This is a genomic window from Streptomyces sp. NPDC058663, from assembly GCF_042716745.1.
Lineage (GTDB): Bacteria > Actinomycetota > Actinomycetes > Streptomycetales > Streptomycetaceae > Streptomyces.
In genome coordinates, this window is the sequence record NZ_JBHXRV010000006.1 from 63,266 (window position 1) to 84,962 (window position 21,697).

Sequence of the window (21,697 nt, forward strand, 5' to 3'; positions counted from 1 at the left end):
ACGCGCGGTTGCGGCCTGGAGTGGACGCCCCGTCAGTTCCCGGCGATGTCCTTGACCGCCACCGAAACAGGCACGTTGCCGCCGATCATCTCGAGCGTCAGCCCCGCCGTCGACGGCGTCTCCAGCAACTCCGCCAGCACCGCCGCCACGTCGTCCCTGGCCACCGGGCCGCGCCCGGTCGACGCGCCCAGGCGCACCAGGCCCGTACCCGCGTCGTTGGTCAGGGAACCCGGCCGCAGGATCGTCCAGTCCAGGTTCTTCCTGGACCGCACCTCCGCGTCGGCGGCACCCTTGGCCCGCAGGTACACGTCGAAGACCTCGTCACCCGGGTGCTCAGCGTCGGCACCCATCGACGACACCACCACGTAGCGGCGCACCCCCGCGCGCTCGGCGGCGTCGGCGAACAGCACGGCCGCGTCCCGGTCCACGGTGTCCTTGCGTCCGACGTCGCTGCCCGGGCCCGCGCCGGCCGCGAAGACGGCCGCGGAGGCGCCTTCGAGTGCCTCCGCGACCTGCTCCACGGACGCCGACTCCAGGTCGAGCACGACCGGTTCGGCCCCTGCGGCACGCAGGTCCTCGCTCTGCTCGGGGTCGCGGATGATGCCCGCGACCTCGTTTCCGCGTGCGGCGAGCAACCGCTCCAGCCGCAACGCGATCTGACCGTGTCCACCAGCGATAACAATGCGCATATCACCGACCGTACGCCCCCAAAGCGCCCCCCGCCGCCCGTTCCCCGCAACCCCTGCGGACACCCGCCCCGCTACGCCCCCGCCCCCGCCGGGGCAGCTACAGCTCCAGCCTCCGGCTCCACCTCTCCAGCCTCCGCCCGGCCGGGGCAGCCTCCGTCCCGCCGGGGCAGCTCAGCCCCCACCCCGCCGGGACAGCTACGGCCCCCGCCCCGCTACGCCCCGGCCCGTCCCTGCCGGGGCAGCTCCAGTTCCTCCGCCCCCACGCCGTCGCAGTACTCCCGCACCGCGCTCGTGCGCGCCACCACCCGCCCCCGGTGCACCACGATCCGGCTGTAGGCCAGCGACAGCACGCCCGCCAGCCGCTCCCCGCGGACCGCCACCAGCTCCGCCGGGAACCCCGCCTCGAGCCGCACCTCGGGCAGCCCCATCGCCTCCCTGGCCCCGCCTGCCACCGCCTCGTACGCGTCCCCGGGGCGCATTCCGCTCTGCGACGCCAGCAGATAGGCCGCCTCCAGCGGATCGCCCCGCCCCACCGGGTTCGCCGCGTCCCGCAGTGCCCCGCTGCCCGCCGCCAGCCGTACCCCGGCCGCCCGCAGCAGCCGTACCGGTGCGACTCCCCGCTGGTCCACCCCGCCGCACCCGCCCTGCGGCTGGCACACCACACCCACCCCGGCCGCCGCGAGCCGGTCCGCCGCCCGGGCCGCCACCTCCAGCGGCAGCCGTGAGAGCCCGCCGCACGGACCGATCACCACCCCGGTCCGCAGCCCGCCCGCCATCGCCGCCAGCCGGGCCAGCCGCGCCGGATCGTCCCCGTCCGTGTGCAGGTCGACCGGGCAGCCGTGCTCCGCGGCCACTTCGAGGACCCGCTCCACGTACCCGGCCGGATCGGGGTCCCGGTCCGGGCTGCCGCCCACCACGCCGGCGCCCATCTTCACCGCGTCCCGCAGCATCGCCAGGCCGTCCGCCCCCGCGACCCCGGTCAGCAGCCTCGGCACGGCCACCGCCGACAGGTCCACCAGCCCGCGCAGCGCCCGCCTGGCCTGGAGCACGGCCTCCAGCGGACCCAGCCCCTGCACGTCGCCGATCCGTACGTGCGCGCGCTGCGCCGTCGCCCCGTGCCCGAGCTGCAGGAGAGCCGCGTCCGTGGCGCGGCGCTGGACGTCGGTGACGGCGTACGAGACGGGCCCCTCGACGTCCGCCGTCAGCGCGGTGTCGCCGTGGGCGTGCGGTTCGGCGGGAGCGGGCAGCAGCAGGAACCCGCCGAGGTCGGCCCGGGCTGCCCGGTGCGCCGGCAGGCTCCCCGCCGTGCCGACGGCCTCGATGCGTCCCTCGCTCAGCCGTACGTCGACCGTGCGACCGTCGGTGAGCCTGGCGCCGCTCAGCAGCAGTGCCGTGGTGCCGTCCCCGGCGCTCCCTGCGAAGCCGCCGGAGCTGCCGGGGCTCCCCGGGCGGCGGGGCGGCTGCGGCTGGCTGTCGGACATCGCGCGCTCCTGGCGGGGCTCGGGCGGAAAGGGCGCGGCGGGGGAGCGGGCGGCGCCCCGGGGAGAGCGGCCGGGACCCAAGATCACGCAGCGTGCGATCGAGCCTAGGGGCCCCTTTCCGGGGCTTCGCGGAGGAGCGCAATAGTCGTACCGGAGTGACCTCAGGTGGCCTACGGGACGGGCCGTGGCGGAACGTCCCGGCCAGGGCGATCAGGGCCCCCGATATGGATTTGGGGGATCGGCGCACACCCGTGTAATGTCTTCCTCGCTCGCCCCAATAGCTCAGTCGGTAGAGCGTCTCCATGGTAAGGAGAAGGTCTGCGGTTCGATTCCGCATTGGGGCTCTGGTGTTCGGAGATCCTCCCCCTTGGGGGAGGTGATCCAGACATCAAAGCGGTGTAGCTCAGTCGGTAGAGCAAGCGGCTCATAATCGCTGTGTCACCGGTTCAAGTCCGGTCACCGCTACGCGCAGTAGCCGATTGTAGGGTCGGTCCTCCGATCGGCTACTCTTTTTTGCGTTCATCCGTACATCCGTCCGTCCAAGGAGCACTCACGTGGCTGCCACCGACGTCCGCCCGAAGATCACGCTGGCCTGCGTGGAGTGCAAGGAGCGGAACTACATCACCAAGAAGAACCGGCGTAACAACCCGGACCGCATGGAGATGAAGAAGCACTGCCCGCGTTGCAACTCGCACACGGCGCACCGCGAAACGCGCTAAGCACAGGCTCGTACACGAGGCCGTCCCCTATTGCTGGGGGCGGCCTCGTGTCGTTTGTCACCCGTCACGCCTCACCGGCGTCACGCCTCACCCCCATCAGCTGTCACCACCATTCACAGGAGGTCACGAGTCCATGGCGCTCGACCAGTCCTTCGTGGGGCGGACCTATCCGCCCACCTCTGCGTACGAGGTCGGCCGGGAAAAGATCCGCGAGTTCGCCGAGGCCGTCGGCGACGGCAATCCGGCCTACACCGATCAGGAAGCGGCCAAGGCGCTCGGGCACTCCGATGTGATCGCGCCGCCGACCTTTGTGTTTGCCATCACTTTCAAGGCGGCGAGCCAGGTGATCGCCGATCCGCAGCTGGGGCTCGACTACAGCCGCGTCGTGCACGGCGACCAGAAGTTCGTCTACACCCGCCCGGTGCGGGCGGGCGACCGGCTCTCGGTCACCTCCACGATTGACGCGATCAAGTCGATGGCCGGCAACGACATCCTGGACGTGCGTGGCGAGGTCCACGACGAGAGCGGCGAGCACGTCGTGACCGCCTGGACGAAGCTGGTGGCGCGCGCCGCCGCCGAGGAGGCGTGAGATGGCTGCCAAGATCGCGTACGACGACGTCGAGGTCGGCACCGAACTGCCCGCCCGGACCTTCCCCGTCACCCGCGCCACGCTCGTGCGGTACGCCGGTGCCTCGGGCGACTTCAACCCGATCCACTGGAACGAGAAGTTCGCCGTCGAGGTCGGACTGCCGGACGTGATCGCGCACGGCATGTTCACCATGGCCGAAGCGATCCGGGTGGTCACCGACTGGACGGTCGACCCGGCCGCCGTCGTCGAGTACGGAGTCCGCTTCACCCGGCCCGTCGTCGTACCGAACGACGACACGGGCGCCCTGATCGAGGTCACCGGCAAGGTCGCGGCGCTCCTCGACGACAAGCGGGTCCGGGTGGACCTGGTGGCCATGAGCGCCGGCCAGAAGGTCCTGGGCATGTCCCGCGCCGTGGTGCAGCTCGGCTGAGAGCGGCCGCGGTGCGCCGGAGGCGCGGAGTAAGGGGTGGTCTCCATGGAGGCCGCCCCTTACTCCGCTCTCGTACGCTGGTCGCGTGCAGGAACTCCACGATGCCCCCCTCGCCCCCCTGACCACCTTCCGCCTCGGCGGACCCGCCACCCGGCTGATCACCGCCGGAACCGACGACGAAGTGATCGCCGCGGTCCGTGAGGCCGACCTGAGCGGCACCCCTCTGCTGGTCATCGGCGGCGGCAGCAACCTGATCATCGGTGACAAGGGCTTCGAAGGCACCGCCCTGCGCATCGCCACCCGGGGTTTCCACCTCGATGGAACGAAGCTGGAGCTGGCCGCCGGCGAGGTGTGGACCGACGCCGTCGCCAGGGTGGTCGACGCCGGTCTCGCGGGCATCGAGTGCCTGGCCGGAATCCCCGGCTCCGCAGGTGCGACGCCCATCCAGAACGTCGGGGCGTACGGCCAGGACGTCTCCAGCACCCTCACCGGGGTCGACGCCTACGACCGCCGCACCGGCGAGCGGGTGACCCTCACCAACGCCGAGTGCGCGTTCTCCTACCGCCACAGCCGCTTCAAGGAGGACCCCGAGCGCTATGTGGTGCTCCGCGTCCGCTTCGAGCTGGAGGACGCGGGCGGGCTCTCCGCGCCGCTCAACTACCCGGAGACCGCCCGGGCCCTGGGCACCGAGGCGGGGCAGCGGGTACCGGCGGCGGCCGCCCGGCAGACCGTGCTCGCGCTGCGCGCGGGCAAGGGCATGGTGCTGGACGCGGACGACCACGACACCTGGTCCGCCGGATCGTTCTTCACCAACCCGGTCCTGGACGCGGAGCAGTTCGCGGCCTTCCTCGCCCGGGTGCACGAGCGCCTCGGCCCGGACACCGCTCCGCCCGCCTTCCCGGCGGGGGACGGGATGACCAAGACCTCGGCCGCCTGGCTGATCGACCGCGCCGGATTCACCAAGGGGTACGGGAGCGGCCCGGCCCGCATCTCCACCAAGCACACGCTCGCCCTCACCAACCGCGGCGACTCCACCACCGAGGACCTCCTCGCGCTGGCCCGCGAGGTCGTGGCAGGCGTACGGGAAGCCTTCGGCGTGAGCCTGGTCAACGAGCCCGTGACGGTCGGCTGCGCCCTCTGAGACCACCTGACGCACGGTCCTCGGCACGCGACCCCCACGAGCCCGCCCGGCGGCCGGCCCGGTGGCCGGGGCCGACCGGGGCCGCGCCGGCCACGGCCGGCCGCCGGGTGCCCGCCGCCCGGCCCGGCCGGCTGAGCCTCACATGGCCAGCCACCCGTCGATCCCGCCCAGCAGCTTCTCCCGCACGTCGGGGGGAGCGGCCGAGCCGCGCACCGACTGCCGCGCCAGCTCGGCCAGTTCGGCGTCGGTGAAGCCGTGGTGCTCCCGCGCCAGCTCGTACTGCGCGGCCAGCCGCGACCCGAAGAGCAGCGGGTCGTCCGCCCCCAGCGCCATCGGCACGCCCGCCTCGAACAGGGTCCGCAGCGGCACGTCCTCGGGCTTCTCGTAGACCCCGAGCGCGACGTTCGACGACGGGCACACCTCGCAGGTGATGCCCCGGTCCGCGAGCCGCTTCAGCAGCCGCAGGTCCTCGGCGGCCCGTACGCCGTGCCCGATCCGCGAGGCGTCGAGATCGTCCAGGCAGTCCCGCACCGAAGCGGGCCCGCTCAGTTCACCGCCGTGCGGGGCCGCCAGCAGCCCGCCCTCGCGCGCGATCGCGAAGGCGCGGTCGAAGTCCCGGGCCATGCCGCGGCGCTCGTCGTTGGAGAGGCCGAAGCCCACGACGCCGCGGTCCGCGTACCGCACCGCCAGACGGGCCAGCGTGCGCGCGTCCAGCGGATGCTTCATCCGGTTCGCCGCCACCAGCACGCGCATCCCGAGCCCGGTCTCCCTGGACGCGCTGTCCACCGCGTCCAGAATAATCTCCAGCGCCGGGATCAGACCGCCGAGCAGCGGCGCGTACGACGTCGGATCGACCTGGATCTCCAGCCAGCCCGACCCGTCCCTCACATCCTCCTCGGCCGCCTCGCGGACCAGCCGCTGGATGTCCTCGGGGGTCCGCAGGCACGACCTCGCCGCGTCGTACAGCCGCTGGAAGCGGAACCAGCCCCGCTCGTCGGTCGCCCGCAGTTTCGGCGGCTCACCGCTGGTCAGCGCGTCGGGAAGGTGCACTCCGTGCCGGTCGGCCAGCTCCAGCAAGGTGGAGGGCCGCATCGACCCGGTGAAGTGCAGATGCAGATGGGCTTTGGGGAGCAGGGCCAGATCACGTACACGTTCCATCGCCCGATCCTGCCGTACGCGGGAGGCGCCCGGAAATGCCTTTTCCCCAACGGGTGCGCCCCCGAACGCAGAAACGGTCCCCCGGCCGCCCGGCCGGGGGACCGTCCTGTCGCGCGCAGGCGTCAGTCGCGCGCCTCGGCGAGCAGCTTCTGGATCCGGGAGACGCCCTCGACGAGGTCCTCGTCACCCAGCGCGTACGAAAGCCGCAGGTAGCCCGGGGTGCCGAAGGCCTCGCCCGGAACCACCGCGACCTCCACCTCCTCCAGGATCAGCGCGGCCAGCTCGACCGAGCTCTGCGGGCGCTTGCCGCGGATCTCCTTGCCGAGCAGCCCCTTGACCGACGGGTACGCGTAGAACGCGCCCTCGGGCGTCGGGCAGATCACACCGTCGATCTCGCTGAGCATCCGCACGATCGTCTGGCGGCGGCGGTCGAAGGCGGTCCGCATCTCGGCCACGGCGTCCAGCGAACCGGAGACGGCGGCCAGCGCGGCGGCCTGGGCCACGTTGGAGACGTTGGAGGTGGCGTGCGACTGGAGGTTCGTCGCGGCCTTCACCACGTCCCTCGGGCCGATGATCCAGCCGACCCGCCAGCCGGTCATCGCGTACGTCTTGGCGACACCGTTGACCACGATGCACTTGTCCTTGAGCTCGGGCACGATCGCCGGCAGCGAGGTGAACTTCGCGTCCCCGTAGACCAGGTGCTCGTAGATCTCGTCGGTCAGCACCCACAGGCCGTGCTCGTGCGCCCAGCGGCCGATCGCCTCGGCGTCGGCCTCGCTGTAGACGGCACCGGTCGGGTTCGACGGGGACACGAACAGGACGACCTTGGTCTTCGCCGTGCGCGCGGCCTCCAGCTGCTCCACGGAGACCCGGTAGCCGGTGGTCTCGTCGGCGACGACCTCGACGGGGACACCGCCCGCGAGCCGGATCGACTCGGGGTACGTCGTCCAGTACGGGGCCGGGACGATGACCTCGTCGCCCGGGTCGAGGATCGCGGCGAAGGCCTGGTAGATGGCCTGCTTGCCGCCGTTGGTCACCAGGATCTGCGAGGCGTCGACCTCGTAGCCGGAGTCGCGCAGGGTCTTCGCGGCGATCGCGTTCTTCAGCTCGGGGAGCCCGCCCGCCGGGGTGTAGCGGTGGTACTTCGGGTTCGAGCAGGCCTCGATCGCGGCCTGCACGATGTAGTCGGGCGTCGGGAAGTCGGGCTCGCCCGCACCGAAGCCGATCACCGGACGGCCGGCGGCCTTGAGGGCCTTCGCCTTCGCGTCCACGGCCAGAGTTGCGGACTCGGAAATTGCACCGACGCGGGCGGACACCCTGCGCTCGGTCGGAGGGGTAACAGCGCTCATGCGGCCCATCGTCCCAGACAGTGCGGGCCCCCCGTACAGGGGTTTCGAAGACCGGACGGGAGCGGACGCGCAGCCCGCCCCGGCCGTATCTGTTCGACGCCGGGCCTGGGAGCACGTACACTCACCTGTCGTTGGCCCACAGCAGACCACACCACCGTGCGCACTCCGTGCACTCGGCCGGATGCGGTAGGTTGGGGGAACCACAAAGGGTCGTAGCTCAATTGGTAGAGCACTGGTCTCCAAAACCAGCGGTTGGGGGTTCAAGTCCCTCCGGCCCTGCTACACACTCCTCCGCCAGGATGTGTGCGCATGTACGTACTTCTCTGCATTGTCGTGCGGCTCCACCGGGCGCGGCACGGCCACGACCCGGAATCAGGTGAGTTGCGTGACGGACGCCGTGGGCTCCATCGACATGCCTGATGCCCAGGACGAGGCACCGAAGAAGGCGCGCAAGGGCGGCAAGCGGGGCAAGAAAGGCCCGTTCGGCCGCCTCGCGCAGTTCTACCGCCAGATCGTCGCGGAGCTCCGCAAGGTCGTCTGGCCCACTCGCGGTCAGCTGACGACGTACACCACAGTCGTCATCATCTTCGTTGTGATCATGATCGGTCTCGTGACCGTGATCGACCAGGGCTTCTCCGCGGCCGTGAAGTACGTCTTCGGCTAAAAACCTCGCGTAGGGCGCCTCCGTAAACGGGCGCCCCTTTCGCGCGTTCCACCCATTTGTGTATCCAGGAAGAAGCAGCCACCGTGTCTGACCCGAACCTGAACGACGCCATCGAGTCGGTCGAGTCCGTAGAGGACCAGACCGCCATCGTTGAGGCGGCGGACGCTGTGGAGCCCGACCAGGCCGAAGCTGCCGACGCCGCCGCGGGCGAGCCGGCCGAGGAAGCCGCCCTGCACATCGAGGACGACGCGGTCGCCGTCGCCGAGACCGACGAGGACGCGGCAGCCGCCGCGGACGTCGCCGAGGCCGACGAGACGGACGAAGCCGCCGCCGACGACGCGGAGGCCGACGAAGCCGCCGCCGAGGACGAGGACGCCGCCCAGGCCGAGGCCGACGCGGAGCCCGCCGAGCCGGTCGACCCGATCGCGGCCCTCCGCGAGGAACTGCGCACGCTGCCCGGCGAGTGGTACGTCATCCACACGTACGCCGGTTACGAGAAGCGCGTGAAGGCCAACCTGGAGCAGCGCGCCGTCTCCCTGAACGTCGAAGAGTTCATCTACCAGGCCGAAGTGCCGGAAGAAGAAATCGTTCAGATCAAGAACGGCGAGCGCAAGAACGTCCGGCAGAACAAGCTCCCCGGCTACGTCCTGGTGCGCATGGACCTGACGAACGAGTCCTGGGGCGTCGTCCGCAACACTCCCGGCGTCACCGGCTTCGTGGGCAACGCCTACGACCCGTACCCGCTGACCCTGGACGAGATCGTCAAGATGCTCGCTCCGGAGGCCGAGGAGAAGGCGGCCCGCGAGGCTGCCGAGGCCGAGGGCAAGCCGGCGCCGCAGCGCAAGATGGAGATCCAGGTGCTGGACTTCGAGGTCGGCGACGCGGTCACCGTCACGGACGGCCCGTTCGCGACCCTCCAGGCCACGATCAACGAGATCAACCCGGACTCCAAGAAGGTCAAGGGCCTCGTCGAGATCTTCGGCCGCGAGACCCCGGTCGAGCTCAGCTTCGACCAGATCCAGAAGAACTGACCCCACCCGGGGCACTTCTGACAAGAGCTTCCGAACAGGTCAGATCGGGCTGCGAAAGCCGGTCTGACCTGCTCGGTTTTTAGCCGCACGTCTATACCCGTTATCGTTGTGCGGTATGCCTCCATCCGGATGATCGGATGGTCGGCCGAAACTCTCACTAGGACCCGGAGAGAGCAATGCCTCCCAAGAAGAAGAAGGTCACGGGGCTTATCAAGCTCCAGATCAACGCGGGCGCCGCCAACCCGGCCCCGCCGGTCGGCCCGGCGCTCGGTCAGCACGGCGTCAACATCATGGAGTTCTGCAAGGCCTACAACGCCGCGACCGAGTCGCAGCGTGGCATGGTCGTGCCGGTGGAGATCACGGTCTACGAGGACCGCTCCTTCACCTTCGTGACGAAGACCCCGCCGGCCGCCAAGCTGATCCTCAAGGCCGCTGGTGTGGACAAGGGATCGGGCGAGCCCCACAAGACCAAGGTTGCGAAGCTCACGGCCGCTCAGGTCCGCGAGATCGCCACGGTCAAGCTCCCCGACCTGAACGCCAACGACCTTGACGCCGCCGACAAGATCATCGCCGGCACCGCCCGTTCCATGGGCATCACGGTCGAGGGCTGATCAGCCCCCTTCGTACGACAGTGGCAGGGCCACGCGCCGGCCCGCACCACGACTCCACACCCGCCACGCGGCGGCAGCCGCATGGTGAATACCTGACACAGGAGCAGCAGTGAAGCGCAGCAAGTCTCTCCGCGCTGCGGACGCCAAGATCGACCGGGAGCGTCTGTACGCCCCCCTCGAGGCCGTCCGTATCGCCAAGGACACCAGCTCGGTCAAGTTCGACGGCACCGTCGAGGTCGCCATGCGTCTGGGCGTCGACCCGCGCAAGGCCGACCAGATGGTCCGTGGCACCGTGAACCTTCCGCACGGCACCGGCAAGACCGCCCGGGTCCTGGTCTTCGCGACCGGTGACCGTGCTGCGGCCGCGGAAGCCGCTGGCGCCGACATCGTCGGCTCCGACGAACTGATCGACGAGGTCGCGAAGGGGCGTCTGGACTTCGACGCCGTCGTCGCCACCCCGGACCTCATGGGCAAGGTCGGCCGCCTCGGCCGCGTCCTCGGCCCGCGTGGTCTGATGCCCAACCCGAAGACCGGTACGGTCACCCCGGACGTGGCGAAGGCTGTCACGGACATCAAGGGCGGCAAGATCGAGTTCCGCGTGGACAAGCACTCGAACCTGCACTTCATCATCGGCAAGGTCTCCTTCGACGAGACGAAGCTGGTCGAGAACTACGCCGCGGCGCTGGAGGAAGTCCTCCGTCTGAAGCCGTCCGCCGCCAAGGGCCGCTACATCAAGAAGGCCACGCTGGCCACCACGATGGGCCCCGGCATCCCGCTGGACGCCAACCGCACCCGCAACCTCCTCGTCGAGGAGAACCCGGCCGACGTCTGAGTCCTCCGACTCGGCAGCCGGGTCCTCTGACTCGGCAGCAGCCGCGGGCTTCGTGCACCAGAGCCGCCCCCGTACCTCCTGGAGAGGTACGGGGGCGGCTCTGTCGGTACCGGGCCGGCCCGGGCCGACGGATGGGCCCACAGGGCCCGGCAGAGGTCTTTCCGGCCTGCGGATGTCCCCTGACGTCCCGGGGAATCCGCGGCTGGCGCAGGGCGTCCTGGCGGGCCGCGGGTGCCCGGAGGGCGCGATTTGCCTGGCGGGCGATCCGTCGCGTACGCTCTCGAAGAAGCCAAAGACCGCTGGTCGTTGTCGCGTGCTCGTAAGAGGACGTGGCGGCCGAAGGATCCGCTAGATAACCGCGGACGACCTGCGCAGGTGTTCGTGGAAAGTTCCCGGTTCATTTCGGTAGAGCTCAGCCCCGTGCGCTTGCGCCGGGGCGTTTCGTTTTTCTCCAGCCCCTTCTGAGCGGTCCTCATCACCCGGAAGGAGGCCGACGCTCTATGGCAAGGCCCGACAAGGCTGCCGCGGTAGCCGAGCTCGCGGACCAGTTCCGCAGCTCGAACGCCGCCGTGCTGACCGAGTACCGGGGTCTCACCGTCGCGCAGCTCAAGACGCTGCGTCGTTCGCTCGGTGAGAACGCCCAGTACGCCGTGGTGAAGAACACGCTGACCAAGATCGCGGCCAACGAGGCCGGGATCACTTCGCTGGACGACCAGTTCACTGGTCCGACGGCGGTTGCCTTCATCACCGGTGACCCGGTGGAGTCGGCGAAGGGTCTTCGTGACTTCGCCAAGGAGAACCCGAACCTCATCATCAAGGGCGGTGTCCTTGACGGTAAGGCGCTGTCCGCCGATGAGATCAAGAAGCTCGCGGACCTCGAGTCCCGCGAGGTTCTGCTCAGCAAGCTGGCCGGTGCCTTCAAGGGTAAGCAGACTCAGGCTGCTCAGCTCTTCCAGGCGCTGCCCTCGAAGTTCGTCCGCACTGCGGAGGCTCTTCGCGTCAAGCGTGATGAGCAGGGCGGTGCCGAGTAACTCGGCTCGCGCAATGACCGTCACCCGCTAGGGGGACGGTCGCAGCGGGCCGATCGTACGCCCGCCGACATGTACATCCGGCACCTGCCGAATTAGTGGAAGGACGCCATCATGGCGAAGCTGTCCCAGGACGACCTGCTCGCGCAGTTCGAAGAGATGACCCTCATCGAGCTCTCCGAGTTCGTGAAGGCCTTCGAGGAGAAGTTCGACGTCACCGCCGCCGCGGCCGTCGCCGTCGCCGGTCCGGCCGGCCCGGGCGCCGTTGCCGAGGCCGTCGAGGAGCAGGACGAGTTCGACGTCATCCTCACCGGTGCCGGCGAGAAGAAGATCCAGGTCATCAAGGTCGTGCGTGAGCTCACCTCGCTGGGTCTGAAGGAGGCCAAGGACCTCGTCGACGGCGCTCCGAAGCCGGTCCTCGAGAAGGTCAAGAAGGAAGACGCGGAGAAGGCTGCCGAGTCCCTCAAGGGCGCCGGCGCTTCCGTCGAGGTCAAGTGACTTCTTGAGTCCCAGGACTCTTCTGCCGGAAAAACGCCGTGAGGCGTAACGCCGGCACTGCCAAGGGCGATCACCCAAGTGGGTGGTCGCCCTTCGGCGTTCTCCCGGACGACTGTGCGCATCGCCGCCCGGCGAGTAAGGTGATCTTCGCTGTGCCCCACAGATCCGCTGTGCGCCCGTTGTACGCCGCTGAGGCGGTCCGGGCAGGTGACAAAGCTCTTGGGGGGCGGGGGGCCTTGACGAACGGCACGCAGCGCGCAATTCTCAGGACGCGTCGTCACATCGATCCGCGTCCGAGGCATGGATCGGCGGCGAAGAGGGCAGTATCGAGGTGCGCTCGCAGGGCGCGGAGGGCTCGCCCGTGACGTTGATGCAGCAGCAGTCTTGGCAGTGGCGTTGAGAAGAACAAAGAGGCCGATGAGGGTCCCCAAAAACCCGTCTGGACATCAGTGGGCCAAGTGGCTACACTGACCCTTTGCGCTGCCTGTTAGCTGCCTCCTGCCCGTCACCAGGGGCATGCCCATGCTTGAGCACCGAGGAATGATCCGCCCCGAACAGGGCTTTTCTGTCTCTGTGTCCAACTTGGGACCGGTACGCGCGTAGTGAGTCCGAGCCCTCGGAAGGACCCCCTCTTGGCCGCCTCGCGCAACGCCTCGACCTCCAATACGAACAACGGCGCCAGCACCGCCCCGCTGCGCATCTCCTTTGCAAAGATCAAGGAGCCCCTCGAGGTTCCGAACCTCCTCGCGCTGCAGACCGAGAGCTTTGACTGGCTGCTCGGTAACGCCGCTTGGAAGGGTCGCGTCGAGGCCGCTCTCGAGAGTGGACAGGACGTCCCCACCAAGTCCGGTCTGGAAGAGATCTTCGAAGAGATCTCCCCGATCGAGGACTTTTCCGGGTCGATGTCGCTGACGTTCCGCGACCACCGTTTCGAGCCGCCGAAGAACTCCATCGACGAGTGCAAGGAGCGCGACTTCACGTTCGCCGCCCCGCTCTTCGTCACCGCGGAGTTCACCAACAACGAGACCGGCGAGATCAAGTCCCAGACGGTCTTCATGGGCGATTTCCCGCTCATGACCAACAAGGGCACCTTCGTCATCAACGGCACCGAGCGTGTCGTGGTGTCCCAGCTGGTCCGCTCGCCGGGTGTCTACTTCGACTCCTCCATCGACAAGACGTCCGACAAGGACATCTTCTCCGCCAAGATCATCCCGTCCCGGGGTGCCTGGCTGGAAATGGAGATCGACAAGCGCGACATGGTCGGTGTCCGCATCGACCGCAAGCGCAAGCAGTCCGTCACCGTTCTTCTGAAGGCTCTCGGTTGGACGACCGAGCAGATCCTGGAGGAGTTCGGCGAGTACGAGTCCATGCGCGCCACCCTGGAGAAGGACCACACCCAGGGCCAGGACGACGCGCTGCTCGACATCTACCGCAAGCTGCGTCCGGGCGAGCCGCCGACCCGTGAGGCCGCTCAGACGCTGCTCGAGAACCTCTACTTCAACCCGAAGCGCTACGACCTCGCGAAGGTCGGCCGCTACAAGGTGAACAAGAAGCTCGGCGCGGACGAGCCGCTGAACGCCGGTGTCCTCACCAGCAAGGACATCATCGCCACCATCAAGTACCTGGTCCGGCTGCACGCCGGCGAGGTCGAGACGGTCGGCGAGTCGGGCCGGAACATCGTCGTCGAGACCGACGACATCGACCACTTCGGCAACCGTCGTCTGCGCAACGTCGGCGAGCTCATCCAGAACCAGGTCCGCACGGGTCTGGCTCGTATGGAGCGCGTCGTGCGTGAGCGCATGACGACCCAGGACGTCGAGGCGATCACGCCGCAGACCCTGATCAACATTCGCCCGGTCGTGGCGTCGATCAAGGAATTCTTCGGCACCTCGCAGCTGTCGCAGTTCATGGACCAGAACAACCCGCTGTCGGGTCTGACGCACAAGCGTCGTCTCTCGGCGCTGGGTCCCGGCGGTCTGTCCCGTGAGCGGGCCGGCTTCGAGGTCCGTGACGTGCACCCGTCCCACTACGGACGCATGTGCCCGATCGAGACCCCCGAAGGCCCGAACATCGGTCTGATCGGTTCGCTGGCTTCGTACGGCCGCGTCAACGCCTTCGGCTTTGTCGAGACCCCGTACCGCCGCGTGACCGAGGGTGTCGTCACCGACGAGGTCGACTACCTGACGGCCGACGAGGAAGACCGCTTCGTGATCGCCCAGGCGAACGCGACCCTCGGTGAGGACATGCGCTTCACCGAGTCGCGCGTCCTGGTCCGCCGCCGTGGCGGCGAGATCGACTACATCCCGGGCGACGACGTCGACTACATGGACGTCTCGCCGCGCCAGATGGTGTCGGTCGCGACCGCGATGATCCCCTTCCTCGAGCACGACGACGCCAACCGCGCGCTCATGGGCGCGAACATGATGCGTCAGGCCGTGCCGCTGATCACGTCCGAGGCGCCGCTGGTCGGCACCGGCATGGAGTACCGCTGCGCGGTCGACGCCGGTGACGTCATCAAGGCGGAGAAGGCGGGTGTGGTCCAGGAGGTCTCCGCGGACTACGTCACCGTCGCCAACGACGACGGCACGTACACCACGTACCGGATCGCCAAGTTCTCCCGCTCGAACCAGGGCACCTCGGTCAACCAGAAGGTTGTCGTCAACGAGGGCTCCCGGGTCATCGAGGGCCAGGTCCTGGCCGACGGCCCCGCCACCCAGCAGGGTGAGATGGCGCTCGGCAAGAACCTCCTGGTCGCCTTCATGCCGTGGGAGGGTCACAACTACGAGGACGCGATCATCCTGTCGCAGCGCCTCGTGCAGGACGACGTCCTCTCCTCGATCCACATCGAGGAGCACGAGGTCGACGCCCGTGACACCAAGCTCGGCCCGGAGGAGATCACCCGGGACATCCCGAACGTCTCCGAAGAGGTCCTCGCCGACCTCGACGAGCGCGGCATCATCCGCATCGGTGCCGAGGTCACGGCCGGTGACATCCTCGTCGGCAAGGTCACGCCCAAGGGTGAGACCGAGCTGACGCCGGAGGAGCGCCTGCTCCGTGCGATCTTCGGTGAGAAGGCGCGCGAGGTGCGTGACACCTCGCTGAAGGTCCCGCACGGCGAGATCGGCAAGATCATCGGTGTCCGCGTCTTCGACCGTGAAGAGGGCGACGAGCTGCCGCCGGGCGTGAACCAGCTGGTTCGTGTCTACGTGGCCCAGAAGCGCAAGATCACCGACGGTGACAAGCTCGCCGGCCGTCACGGCAACAAGGGCGTCATCTCGAAGATCCTGCCGATCGAGGACATGCCGTTCCTGGAGGACGGCACTCCGGTCGACATCATCCTCAACCCCCTGGGTGTGCCGTCCCGAATGAACCCGGGACAGGTTCTGGAGATCCACCTCGGCTGGCTCGCCAGCCGCGGCTGGGACGTCTCCGGTTTCACCGACGAGTGGGCGCAGCGTCTCCAGGCGATCGGCGCCGACCGCGTCGAGCCCGGCACCAACGTCGCCACCCCGGTGTTCGACGGTGCCCGCGAGGACGAGATCACCGGCCTCTTCGAGGCCACGATCCCGAACCGCGACGGCGACCGGCTGGTCCAGCCCTCGGGCAAGGCCCACCTGTTCGACGGCCGCTCCGGCGAGCCGTTCCCGGACCCGGTCTCGGTCGGGTACATGTACATCCTCAAGCTCCACCACCTGGTCGACGACAAGCTCCACGCGCGTTCGACCGGCCCGTACTCGATGATCACCCAGCAGCCGCTGGGTGGTAAGGCGCAGTTCGGTGGTCAGCGCTTCGGTGAGATGGAGGTGTGGGCGCTGGAGGCTTATGGCGCCGCGTACGCCCTCCAGGAGCTGCTGACGATCAAGTCCGACGACGTGACCGGCCGCGTGAAGGTCTACGAGGCCATCGTCAAGGGCGAGAACATCCCGGAGCCCGGCATTCCCGAGTCCTTCAAGGTGCTCATCAAGGAAATGCAGTCGCTCTGCCTCAACGTGGAGGTGCTGTCCTCGGACGGCATGTCCATCGAGATGCGTGACACGGACGAGGACGTCTTCCGCGCAGCGGAAGAACTCGGTATCGACCTGTCCCGGCGCGAGCCGAGCAGCGTCGAAGAGGTCTGACGGGCCGGCCGGGAGACCTGCTGAGTCAGGTCTCCCGGCCCTCCCCGGACCCGTTCAGACCATTTGAAGTGCCCATGAATCTCGCTCACGCGAGGGGCTCGAACCCCCGAAAGAGGGATTGACGACAAGTGCTCGACGTCAACTTCTTCGACGAGCTGCGGATTGGCCTCGCCACCGCGGACGACATCCGGACCTGGTCCCACGGCGAAGTGAAGAAGCCGGAGACCATCAACTACCGCACGCTCAAGCCCGAAAAGGACGGACTCTTCTGCGAGAAGATCTTCGGTCCGACCCGGGACTGGGAGTGCTACTGCGGCAAGTACAAGCGTGTCCGCTTCAAGGGCATCATCTGCGAGCGCTGCGGCGTCGAGGTCACTCGCGCCAAGGTGCGTCGTGAGCGGATGGGCCACATCGAACTGGCCGCTCCCGTCACTCACATCTGGTACTTCAAGGGCGTTCCCTCCCGCCTTGGCTACCTGCTCGACCTCGCGCCGAAGGACCTCGAGAAGGTCATCTACTTCGCCGCGTACATGATCACCTTCGTGGACGAGGAGCGCCGGACGCGCGACCTGCCCTCGCTGGAGGCGCACGTCTCCGTCGAGCGCCAGCAGGTCGAGAACCGTCGTGACTCGGACCTGGAGGCTCGCGCCAAGAAGCTCGAGACCGACCTGGCCGAGCTCGAGGCCGAGGGTGCGAAGGCCGACGTGCGCCGCAAGGTGCGCGAAGGTGCCGAGCGCGAGATGAAGCAGCTCCGTGACCGCGCCCAGCGCGAGATCGACCGCCTCGACGAGGTGTGGAACCGCTTCAAGAACCTCAAGGTCCAGGACCTGGAGGGCGACGAGCTCCTCTACCGCGAGCTGCGTGACCGCTTCGGCACGTACTTCGACGGTTCGATGGGTGCTGCTGCTCTGCAGAAGCGCCTGGAGTCCTTCGACCTCGACGAGGAGGCCGAGCGCCTCCGCGAGATCATCCGCACCGGCAAGGGCCAGAAGAAGACCCGTGCGCTCAAGCGCCTCAAGGTCGTCTCCGCGTTCCTGTCGACCAGCAACAGCCCCAAGGGCATGGTGCTGGACTGCGTGCCGGTCATCCCGCCGGACCTGCGTCCGATGGTGCAGCTGGACGGTGGCCGCTTCGCGACCTCCGACCTGAACGACCTGTACCGCCGCGTGATCAACCGCAACAACCGCCTGAAGCGGCTCCTGGACCTCGGTGCCCCCGAGATCATCGTGAACAACGAGAAGCGCATGCTTCAGGAGGCCGTCGACGCGCTCTTCGACAACGGCCGTCGTGGTCGCCCGGTCACGGGCCCCGGCAACCGTCCGCTGAAGTCGCTGTCCGACATGCTCAAGGGCAAGCAGGGCCGCTTCCGTCAGAACCTCCTCGGCAAGCGTGTGGACTACTCCGCGCGTTCCGTGATCGTCGTCGGTCCGCAGCTCAAGCTGCACCAGTGCGGTCTGCCGAAGGCCATGGCGCTGGAGCTCTTCAAGCCGTTCGTGATGAAGCGCCTGGTGGACCTGAACCACGCGCAGAACATCAAGTCGGCCAAGCGCATGGTCGAGCGTGGCCGCACCGTCGTGTACGACGTCCTCGAAGAGGTCATCGCCGAGCACCCGGTGCTGCTGAACCGTGCACCCACCCTGCACCGCCTCGGCATCCAGGCCTTCGAGCCCCAGCTGGTCGAGGGCAAGGCCATCCAGATCCACCCGCTCGTCTGCACCGCGTTCAACGCGGACTTCGACGGTGACCAGATGGCCGTGCACCTGCCGCTTTCGGCAGAGGCGCAGGCCGAGGCCCGCATCCTGATGCTGTCCTCGAACAACATCCTGAAGCCGGCCGACGGCCGTCCCGTCACCATGCCGACCCAGGACATGGTGCTGGGCCTGTTCTTCCTCACGACCGACGAGGAAGAGCGCAAGGTCATCGGTGAGGGCCGTTCCTTCGGCTCCTCGGCCGAGGCGACCATGGCGTTCGACAACCGGGAGCTCTCGCTCCAGGCGAAGGTCGACATCCGCTTCCCCGTAGGCACCGTCCCGCCGCGTGGCTGGACCCCGCCGGTGGCGGAAGAGGGCGCTGCGTCCAATGGCGACTTCGCCGCGGGCGAGTGGCAGACCGGTGACCCGTTCCGTCTCCGTACGACCCTGGGCCGTGCGCTCTTCAACGAGCTGCTGCCCGAGGACTACCCGTTCGTCGACTACTCGGTGGGCAAGAAGCAGCTCTCCGAGATCGTCAACGACCTGGCGGAGCGCTACCCCAAGGTCATCGTGGCGGCGACGCTCGACAACCTGAAGGCGGCCGGCTTCCACTGGGCGACCCGTTCGGGCGTCACCGTGGCCATCTCCGACGTCGTCGTGCCCGAGGCCAAGAAGGCCATCGTCAAGGGCTACGAGGAGCAGGACGAGAAGGTCCAGAAGCAGTACGAGCGCGGTCTCATCACCAAGGAAGAGCGCACGCAGGAGCTCATCGCGATCTGGACCAAGGCAACCGCCGAGGTCGCCGAGGCGATGAACGCGAACTTCCCCAAGACGAACCCCATCTTCATGATGGTTGACTCGGGTGCCCGAGGAAACATGATGCAGATGCGTCAGATCGCCGGTATGCGTGGTCTGGTGTCCAACGCCAAGAACGAGACGATTCCGCGTCCCATCAAGGCGTCGTTCCGTGAGGGCCTGTCCGTACTCGAGTACTTCATCTCGACGCACGGTGCCCGTAAGGGTCTGGCGGACACCGCCCTGCGTACCGCCGACTCGGGTTACCTGACCCGTCGTCTGGTGGACGTCTCGCAGGACGTGATCATTCGCGAGGAGGACTGCGGCACCGACCGCGGCCTCAAGCTGAAGATCGCGGAGAAGGGTGCCGACGGCATCCTCCGCAAGACGGACGACGTCGAGACCAGCGTCTACGCCCGCATGCTGGCGGAAGACGTCGTGATCGACGGCAAGGTCATCGCGCCTGCCAACGTCGACCTCGGTGACGTGCTCATCGACCAGCTGGTCATGCACGGCGTGGAGGAGGTCAAGACCCGTTCGGTCCTGACCTGCGAGTCCGCGGTCGGCACCTGTGCCTTCTGCTACGGACGCTCGCTGGCCACCGGCAAGCTGGTCGACATCGGTGAGGCGGTCGGCATCATCGCCGCCCAGTCCATCGGTGAGCCCGGTACCCAGCTGACGATGCGTACCTTCCACACCGGTGGTGTGGCCGGTGACGACATCACCCAGGGTCTGCCCCGTGTCGTCGAGCTCTTCGAGGCTCGTACGCCCAAGGGTGTCGCCCCGATCTCGGAGGCCAAGGGCCGCATCCGGATCGAGGAGACGGAGAAGACCAAGAAGATCGTCGTCACGCCGGACGACGGCAGCGAGGAGACGGCGTTCCCGATCTCCAAGCGTGCCCGTCTGCTGGTCGGCGAGGGCGACGCGGTCGAGGTGGGCCAGAAGCTCACCGTCGGTGCGACCAACCCGCACGACGTGCTCCGGATCCTCGGTCAGCGTGCGGTCCAGGTCCACCTGGTCGGCGAAGTCCAGAAGGTCTACAACAGCCAGGGCGTGTCGATCCACGACAAGCACATCGAGATCATCATCCGGCAGATGCTCCGCCGTGTGACGATCATCGAGTCCGGCGACGCGGAACTGCTGCCGGGCGAGCTCGTCGAGCGCTCGAAGTTCGAGACCGAGAACCGTCGTGTGGTCCAGGAGAGCGGTCACCCCGCCTCCGGCCGGCCGCAGCTGATGGGTATCACCAAGGCCTCGCTGGCGACGGAATCCTGGCTGTCGGCCGCCTCCTTCCAGGAGACGACCCGAGTCCTGACGGATGCGGCGATCAACGCCAAGTCCGACAGCCTCATCGGCCTCAAGGAGAACGTCATCATCGGTAAGCTCATCCCGGCCGGTACGGGTCTCTCCCGCTACCGCAACATCCGGGTGGAGCCGACCGAAGAGGCCAAGGCAGCGATGTACTCGGCCGTCGGCTACGACGACATCGACTACTCGCCGTTCGGCACGGGCTCCGGCCAGGCCGTTCCGCTGGAGGACTACGACTACGGTCCGTACAACCAGTAGGCGCGGGTAGCTTCTGCGACCGAAGGGCGGTCACCCCGTGGGGGTGGCCGCCCTTCGGCGTTCTCCGGGCGCGCTGAGAGGCCGCTGGGGGCCTGGGCGGCGGACGGCGCGACCCGGGTGCGGAGGCCCGGCCCAGGGGCTCGTACGCGGCTCGTGTCCATGATCGGAAGAGTGCCGCGGGCCCGTGCCGCACAGCTGGACAGCATTTGTTTTGACCCAGGTCGATGAGGTAGGTACGCTCGGACCTTGTGCCTGGGGTGTGCCTGGGCTCGTGTGCGTGTTTACAGCCGCAGAGCGAGCCCGTCTTTATGTGGGCCACCGTGATCCGCGTCATCCTCCCGTTCCGCGGGAGTGTGCCGGGTCCGACACACCCGACCGCGTGGGTCGGGGACTGTTCCAGGTTAGTTTCACAGTGATCGGCACACAGAAACCGGAGAAGTAGTGCCTACGATCCAGCAGCTGGTCCGGAAGGGCCGGCAGGACAAGGTCGAGAAGAACAAGACGCCCGCGCTTGAGGGTTCGCCCCAGCGCCGTGGCGTCTGCACGCGTGTGTTCACGACCACCCCGAAGAAGCCGAACTCGGCGCTCCGTAAGGTCGCGCGTGTGCGCCTGACCTCGGGCATCGAGGTCACGGCTTACATCCCGGGTGAGGGCCACAACCTGCAGGAGCACTCGATCGTGCTCGTGCGTGGCGGTCGTGTGAAGGACCTGCCGGGTGTTCGCTACAAGATCATCCGCGGTTCCCTCGACACGCAGGGCGTCAAGAACCGTAAGCAGGCTCGCAGCCGCTACGGCGCCAAGAAGGAGAAGTAAGAATGCCTCGTAAGGGCCCCGCCCCGAAGCGCCCGGTCATCATTGACCCGGTCTACGCCTCTCCTCTTGTCACGTCGCTGATCAACAAGATCCTGCTCGACGGCAAGCGTTCCACCGCCGAGCGGATCGTGTACGGCGCCATGGAAGGCCTCCGCGAGAAGACCGGCGCTGACCCGGTCATCACGCTGAAGCGCGCGCTTGAGAACGTCAAGCCCTCGCTCGAGGTCAAGTCCCGCCGTGTCGGTGGCGCCACCTACCAGGTGCCGATCGAGGTCAAGCCCGGTCGCGCCGCCACCCTCTCGCTCCGCTGGATCGTGGGCTACTCCCGCGCCCGTCGCGAGAAGACGATGACCGAGCGCCTCATGAACGAGCTGCTCGACGCCTCGAACGGTCTTGGCGCTGCTGTCAAGAAGCGTGAGGACACCCACAAGATGGCCGAGTCCAACAAGGCCTTCGCGCACTACCGCTGGTAGTCGTTACCCACTTCGAGACCG

18 protein-coding genes and 3 tRNA genes are annotated in these 21,697 nt (G+C 68.2%); 17 read left to right on the forward strand and 4 right to left on the reverse strand.

Annotated features, from left to right (window positions below; all coding sequences use genetic code 11):
• Nucleotides 1-32 precede the first annotated feature (32 nt).
• Both ACFWVV_RS06110 and ACFWVV_RS06115 read right to left on the reverse strand, forming a co-directional pair.
• A complete protein-coding gene (locus ACFWVV_RS06110) occupies nucleotides 33-689 on the reverse strand; it encodes an SDR family oxidoreductase (RefSeq protein ID WP_384349884.1) in 657 nt (218 codons plus the stop codon).
• A gap of 212 nt (nucleotides 690-901) precedes the next feature.
• Complete coding sequence (locus ACFWVV_RS06115; protein WP_384349886.1) at nucleotides 902-2,170, reverse strand: amidohydrolase family protein; 1,269 nt, start codon at nucleotides 2,168-2,170, stop codon at nucleotides 902-904.
• Nucleotides 2,171-2,441: 271 nt separating this feature from the next.
• On the opposite strand from ACFWVV_RS06115, the gene ACFWVV_RS06120 reads away from it, so the two are divergent.
• The 6 genes from ACFWVV_RS06120 to ACFWVV_RS06145 all read left to right on the forward strand — a co-directional run bounded on the left by ACFWVV_RS06120 (nucleotide 2,442) and on the right by ACFWVV_RS06145 (nucleotide 5,049).
• Nucleotides 2,442-2,514 (forward strand) — tRNA-Thr (locus tag ACFWVV_RS06120).
• A gap of 48 nt (nucleotides 2,515-2,562) precedes the next feature.
• Nucleotides 2,563-2,635 (forward strand) — tRNA-Met (locus tag ACFWVV_RS06125).
• 89 nt (nucleotides 2,636-2,724) lie between these two features.
• Nucleotides 2,725-2,889, forward strand: coding sequence for a 50S ribosomal protein L33 (gene rpmG, locus ACFWVV_RS06130; RefSeq protein WP_007265873.1), 165 nt, complete (start codon nucleotides 2,725-2,727; stop codon nucleotides 2,887-2,889).
• A 133-nt stretch (nucleotides 2,890-3,022) separates the two neighbouring features.
• The gene (locus tag ACFWVV_RS06135; RefSeq protein ID WP_384349889.1) at nucleotides 3,023-3,478 is read left to right on the forward strand and encodes a MaoC family dehydratase N-terminal domain-containing protein; all 456 of its coding nucleotides are present in this window, start codon (nucleotides 3,023-3,025) and stop codon (nucleotides 3,476-3,478) included.
• Between the two features lies 1 nt (nucleotide 3,479).
• A complete protein-coding gene (locus ACFWVV_RS06140) occupies nucleotides 3,480-3,908 on the forward strand; it encodes a MaoC family dehydratase (protein ID WP_384349891.1) in 429 nt (142 codons plus the stop codon).
• 85 nt (nucleotides 3,909-3,993) lie between these two features.
• Nucleotides 3,994-5,049 (forward strand): UDP-N-acetylmuramate dehydrogenase, encoded by a 1,056-nt coding sequence (locus ACFWVV_RS06145; RefSeq protein WP_384349894.1) that lies wholly within the window; start codon nucleotides 3,994-3,996, stop codon nucleotides 5,047-5,049.
• A gap of 138 nt (nucleotides 5,050-5,187) precedes the next feature.
• On the opposite strand, the gene ACFWVV_RS06150 is transcribed toward ACFWVV_RS06145, so the two are convergent.
• Both ACFWVV_RS06150 and ACFWVV_RS06155 read right to left on the reverse strand, forming a co-directional pair.
• Nucleotides 5,188-6,207: an adenosine deaminase gene (locus ACFWVV_RS06150; protein ID WP_384349896.1), complete on the reverse strand. Its 1,020-nt coding sequence runs from the start codon at nucleotides 6,205-6,207 to the stop codon at nucleotides 5,188-5,190.
• Nucleotides 6,208-6,329: 122 nt separating this feature from the next.
• Nucleotides 6,330-7,556, reverse strand: a complete 1,227-nt coding sequence (locus ACFWVV_RS06155; protein WP_384349898.1) for a pyridoxal phosphate-dependent aminotransferase — start codon at nucleotides 7,554-7,556, stop codon at nucleotides 6,330-6,332.
• A 206-nt stretch (nucleotides 7,557-7,762) separates the two neighbouring features.
• Between ACFWVV_RS06155 and ACFWVV_RS06160 the strand changes: the two genes are divergently transcribed.
• The 11 genes from ACFWVV_RS06160 (at nucleotide 7,763) to rpsG (ending at nucleotide 21,676) form a co-directional block, all read left to right on the forward strand.
• Nucleotides 7,763-7,835, forward strand: a tRNA-Trp gene (locus ACFWVV_RS06160).
• A gap of 106 nt (nucleotides 7,836-7,941) precedes the next feature.
• On the forward strand, nucleotides 7,942-8,220 hold the full coding sequence (gene secE / locus ACFWVV_RS06165; protein WP_384349900.1) for a preprotein translocase subunit SecE: 279 nt from the start codon (nucleotides 7,942-7,944) through the stop codon (nucleotides 8,218-8,220).
• A gap of 83 nt (nucleotides 8,221-8,303) precedes the next feature.
• Complete coding sequence (nusG, locus tag ACFWVV_RS06170; protein ID WP_384349902.1) at nucleotides 8,304-9,251, forward strand: transcription termination/antitermination protein NusG; 948 nt, start codon at nucleotides 8,304-8,306, stop codon at nucleotides 9,249-9,251.
• Between the two features lie 176 nt (nucleotides 9,252-9,427).
• On the forward strand, nucleotides 9,428-9,862 hold the full coding sequence (gene rplK, locus ACFWVV_RS06175; protein WP_185027986.1) for a 50S ribosomal protein L11: 435 nt from the start codon (nucleotides 9,428-9,430) through the stop codon (nucleotides 9,860-9,862).
• 109 nt (nucleotides 9,863-9,971) lie between these two features.
• Nucleotides 9,972-10,694: a 50S ribosomal protein L1 gene (gene rplA / locus ACFWVV_RS06180; RefSeq protein WP_384349906.1), complete on the forward strand. Its 723-nt coding sequence runs from the start codon at nucleotides 9,972-9,974 to the stop codon at nucleotides 10,692-10,694.
• A gap of 500 nt (nucleotides 10,695-11,194) precedes the next feature.
• On the forward strand, nucleotides 11,195-11,725 hold the full coding sequence (rplJ, locus tag ACFWVV_RS06185; protein ID WP_384349909.1) for a 50S ribosomal protein L10: 531 nt from the start codon (nucleotides 11,195-11,197) through the stop codon (nucleotides 11,723-11,725).
• Between the two features lie 111 nt (nucleotides 11,726-11,836).
• Nucleotides 11,837-12,220 (forward strand): 50S ribosomal protein L7/L12, encoded by a 384-nt coding sequence (rplL, locus tag ACFWVV_RS06190; RefSeq protein ID WP_384349912.1) that lies wholly within the window; start codon nucleotides 11,837-11,839, stop codon nucleotides 12,218-12,220.
• Nucleotides 12,221-12,852: 632 nt separating this feature from the next.
• The gene (gene rpoB / locus ACFWVV_RS06195) at nucleotides 12,853-16,338 is read left to right on the forward strand and encodes a DNA-directed RNA polymerase subunit beta (protein ID WP_384349914.1); all 3,486 of its coding nucleotides are present in this window, start codon (nucleotides 12,853-12,855) and stop codon (nucleotides 16,336-16,338) included.
• A 128-nt stretch (nucleotides 16,339-16,466) separates the two neighbouring features.
• The gene (locus tag ACFWVV_RS06200; RefSeq protein WP_384349917.1) at nucleotides 16,467-20,390 is read left to right on the forward strand and encodes a DNA-directed RNA polymerase subunit beta'; all 3,924 of its coding nucleotides are present in this window, start codon (nucleotides 16,467-16,469) and stop codon (nucleotides 20,388-20,390) included.
• Nucleotides 20,391-20,831: 441 nt separating this feature from the next.
• Nucleotides 20,832-21,203 (forward strand): 30S ribosomal protein S12, encoded by a 372-nt coding sequence (rpsL, locus tag ACFWVV_RS06205; RefSeq protein ID WP_003948652.1) that lies wholly within the window; start codon nucleotides 20,832-20,834, stop codon nucleotides 21,201-21,203.
• Nucleotides 21,204-21,205: 2 nt separating this feature from the next.
• Nucleotides 21,206-21,676 (forward strand): 30S ribosomal protein S7, encoded by a 471-nt coding sequence (gene rpsG / locus ACFWVV_RS06210; RefSeq protein WP_185027993.1) that lies wholly within the window; start codon nucleotides 21,206-21,208, stop codon nucleotides 21,674-21,676.
• Nucleotides 21,677-21,697: the final 21 nt, after the last annotated feature.

Coding starts and splice junctions, on each gene's coding strand:
- ACFWVV_RS06140 (WP_384349891.1), top strand. CDS start 3,480: ATGGCTGCCAAGATCGCGTACGACGACGTCGAGGTCGGCACCGAACTG.
- rplL (WP_384349912.1), top strand. CDS start 11,837: ATGGCGAAGCTGTCCCAGGACGACCTGCTCGCGCAGTTCGAAGAGATG.
- ACFWVV_RS06135 (WP_384349889.1), top strand. CDS start 3,023: ATGGCGCTCGACCAGTCCTTCGTGGGGCGGACCTATCCGCCCACCTCT.
- ACFWVV_RS06155 (WP_384349898.1), bottom strand. CDS start 7,556: ATGAGCGCTGTTACCCCTCCGACCGAGCGCAGGGTGTCCGCCCGCGTC.
- rpsG (WP_185027993.1), top strand. CDS start 21,206: ATGCCTCGTAAGGGCCCCGCCCCGAAGCGCCCGGTCATCATTGACCCG.
- rplK (WP_185027986.1), top strand. CDS start 9,428: ATGCCTCCCAAGAAGAAGAAGGTCACGGGGCTTATCAAGCTCCAGATC.
- ACFWVV_RS06115 (WP_384349886.1), bottom strand. CDS start 2,170: ATGTCCGACAGCCAGCCGCAGCCGCCCCGCCGCCCGGGGAGCCCCGGC.
- ACFWVV_RS06150 (WP_384349896.1), bottom strand. CDS start 6,207: ATGGAACGTGTACGTGATCTGGCCCTGCTCCCCAAAGCCCATCTGCAT.
- rplJ (WP_384349909.1), top strand. CDS start 11,195: ATGGCAAGGCCCGACAAGGCTGCCGCGGTAGCCGAGCTCGCGGACCAG.
- ACFWVV_RS06110 (WP_384349884.1), bottom strand. CDS start 689: ATGCGCATTGTTATCGCTGGTGGACACGGTCAGATCGCGTTGCGGCTG.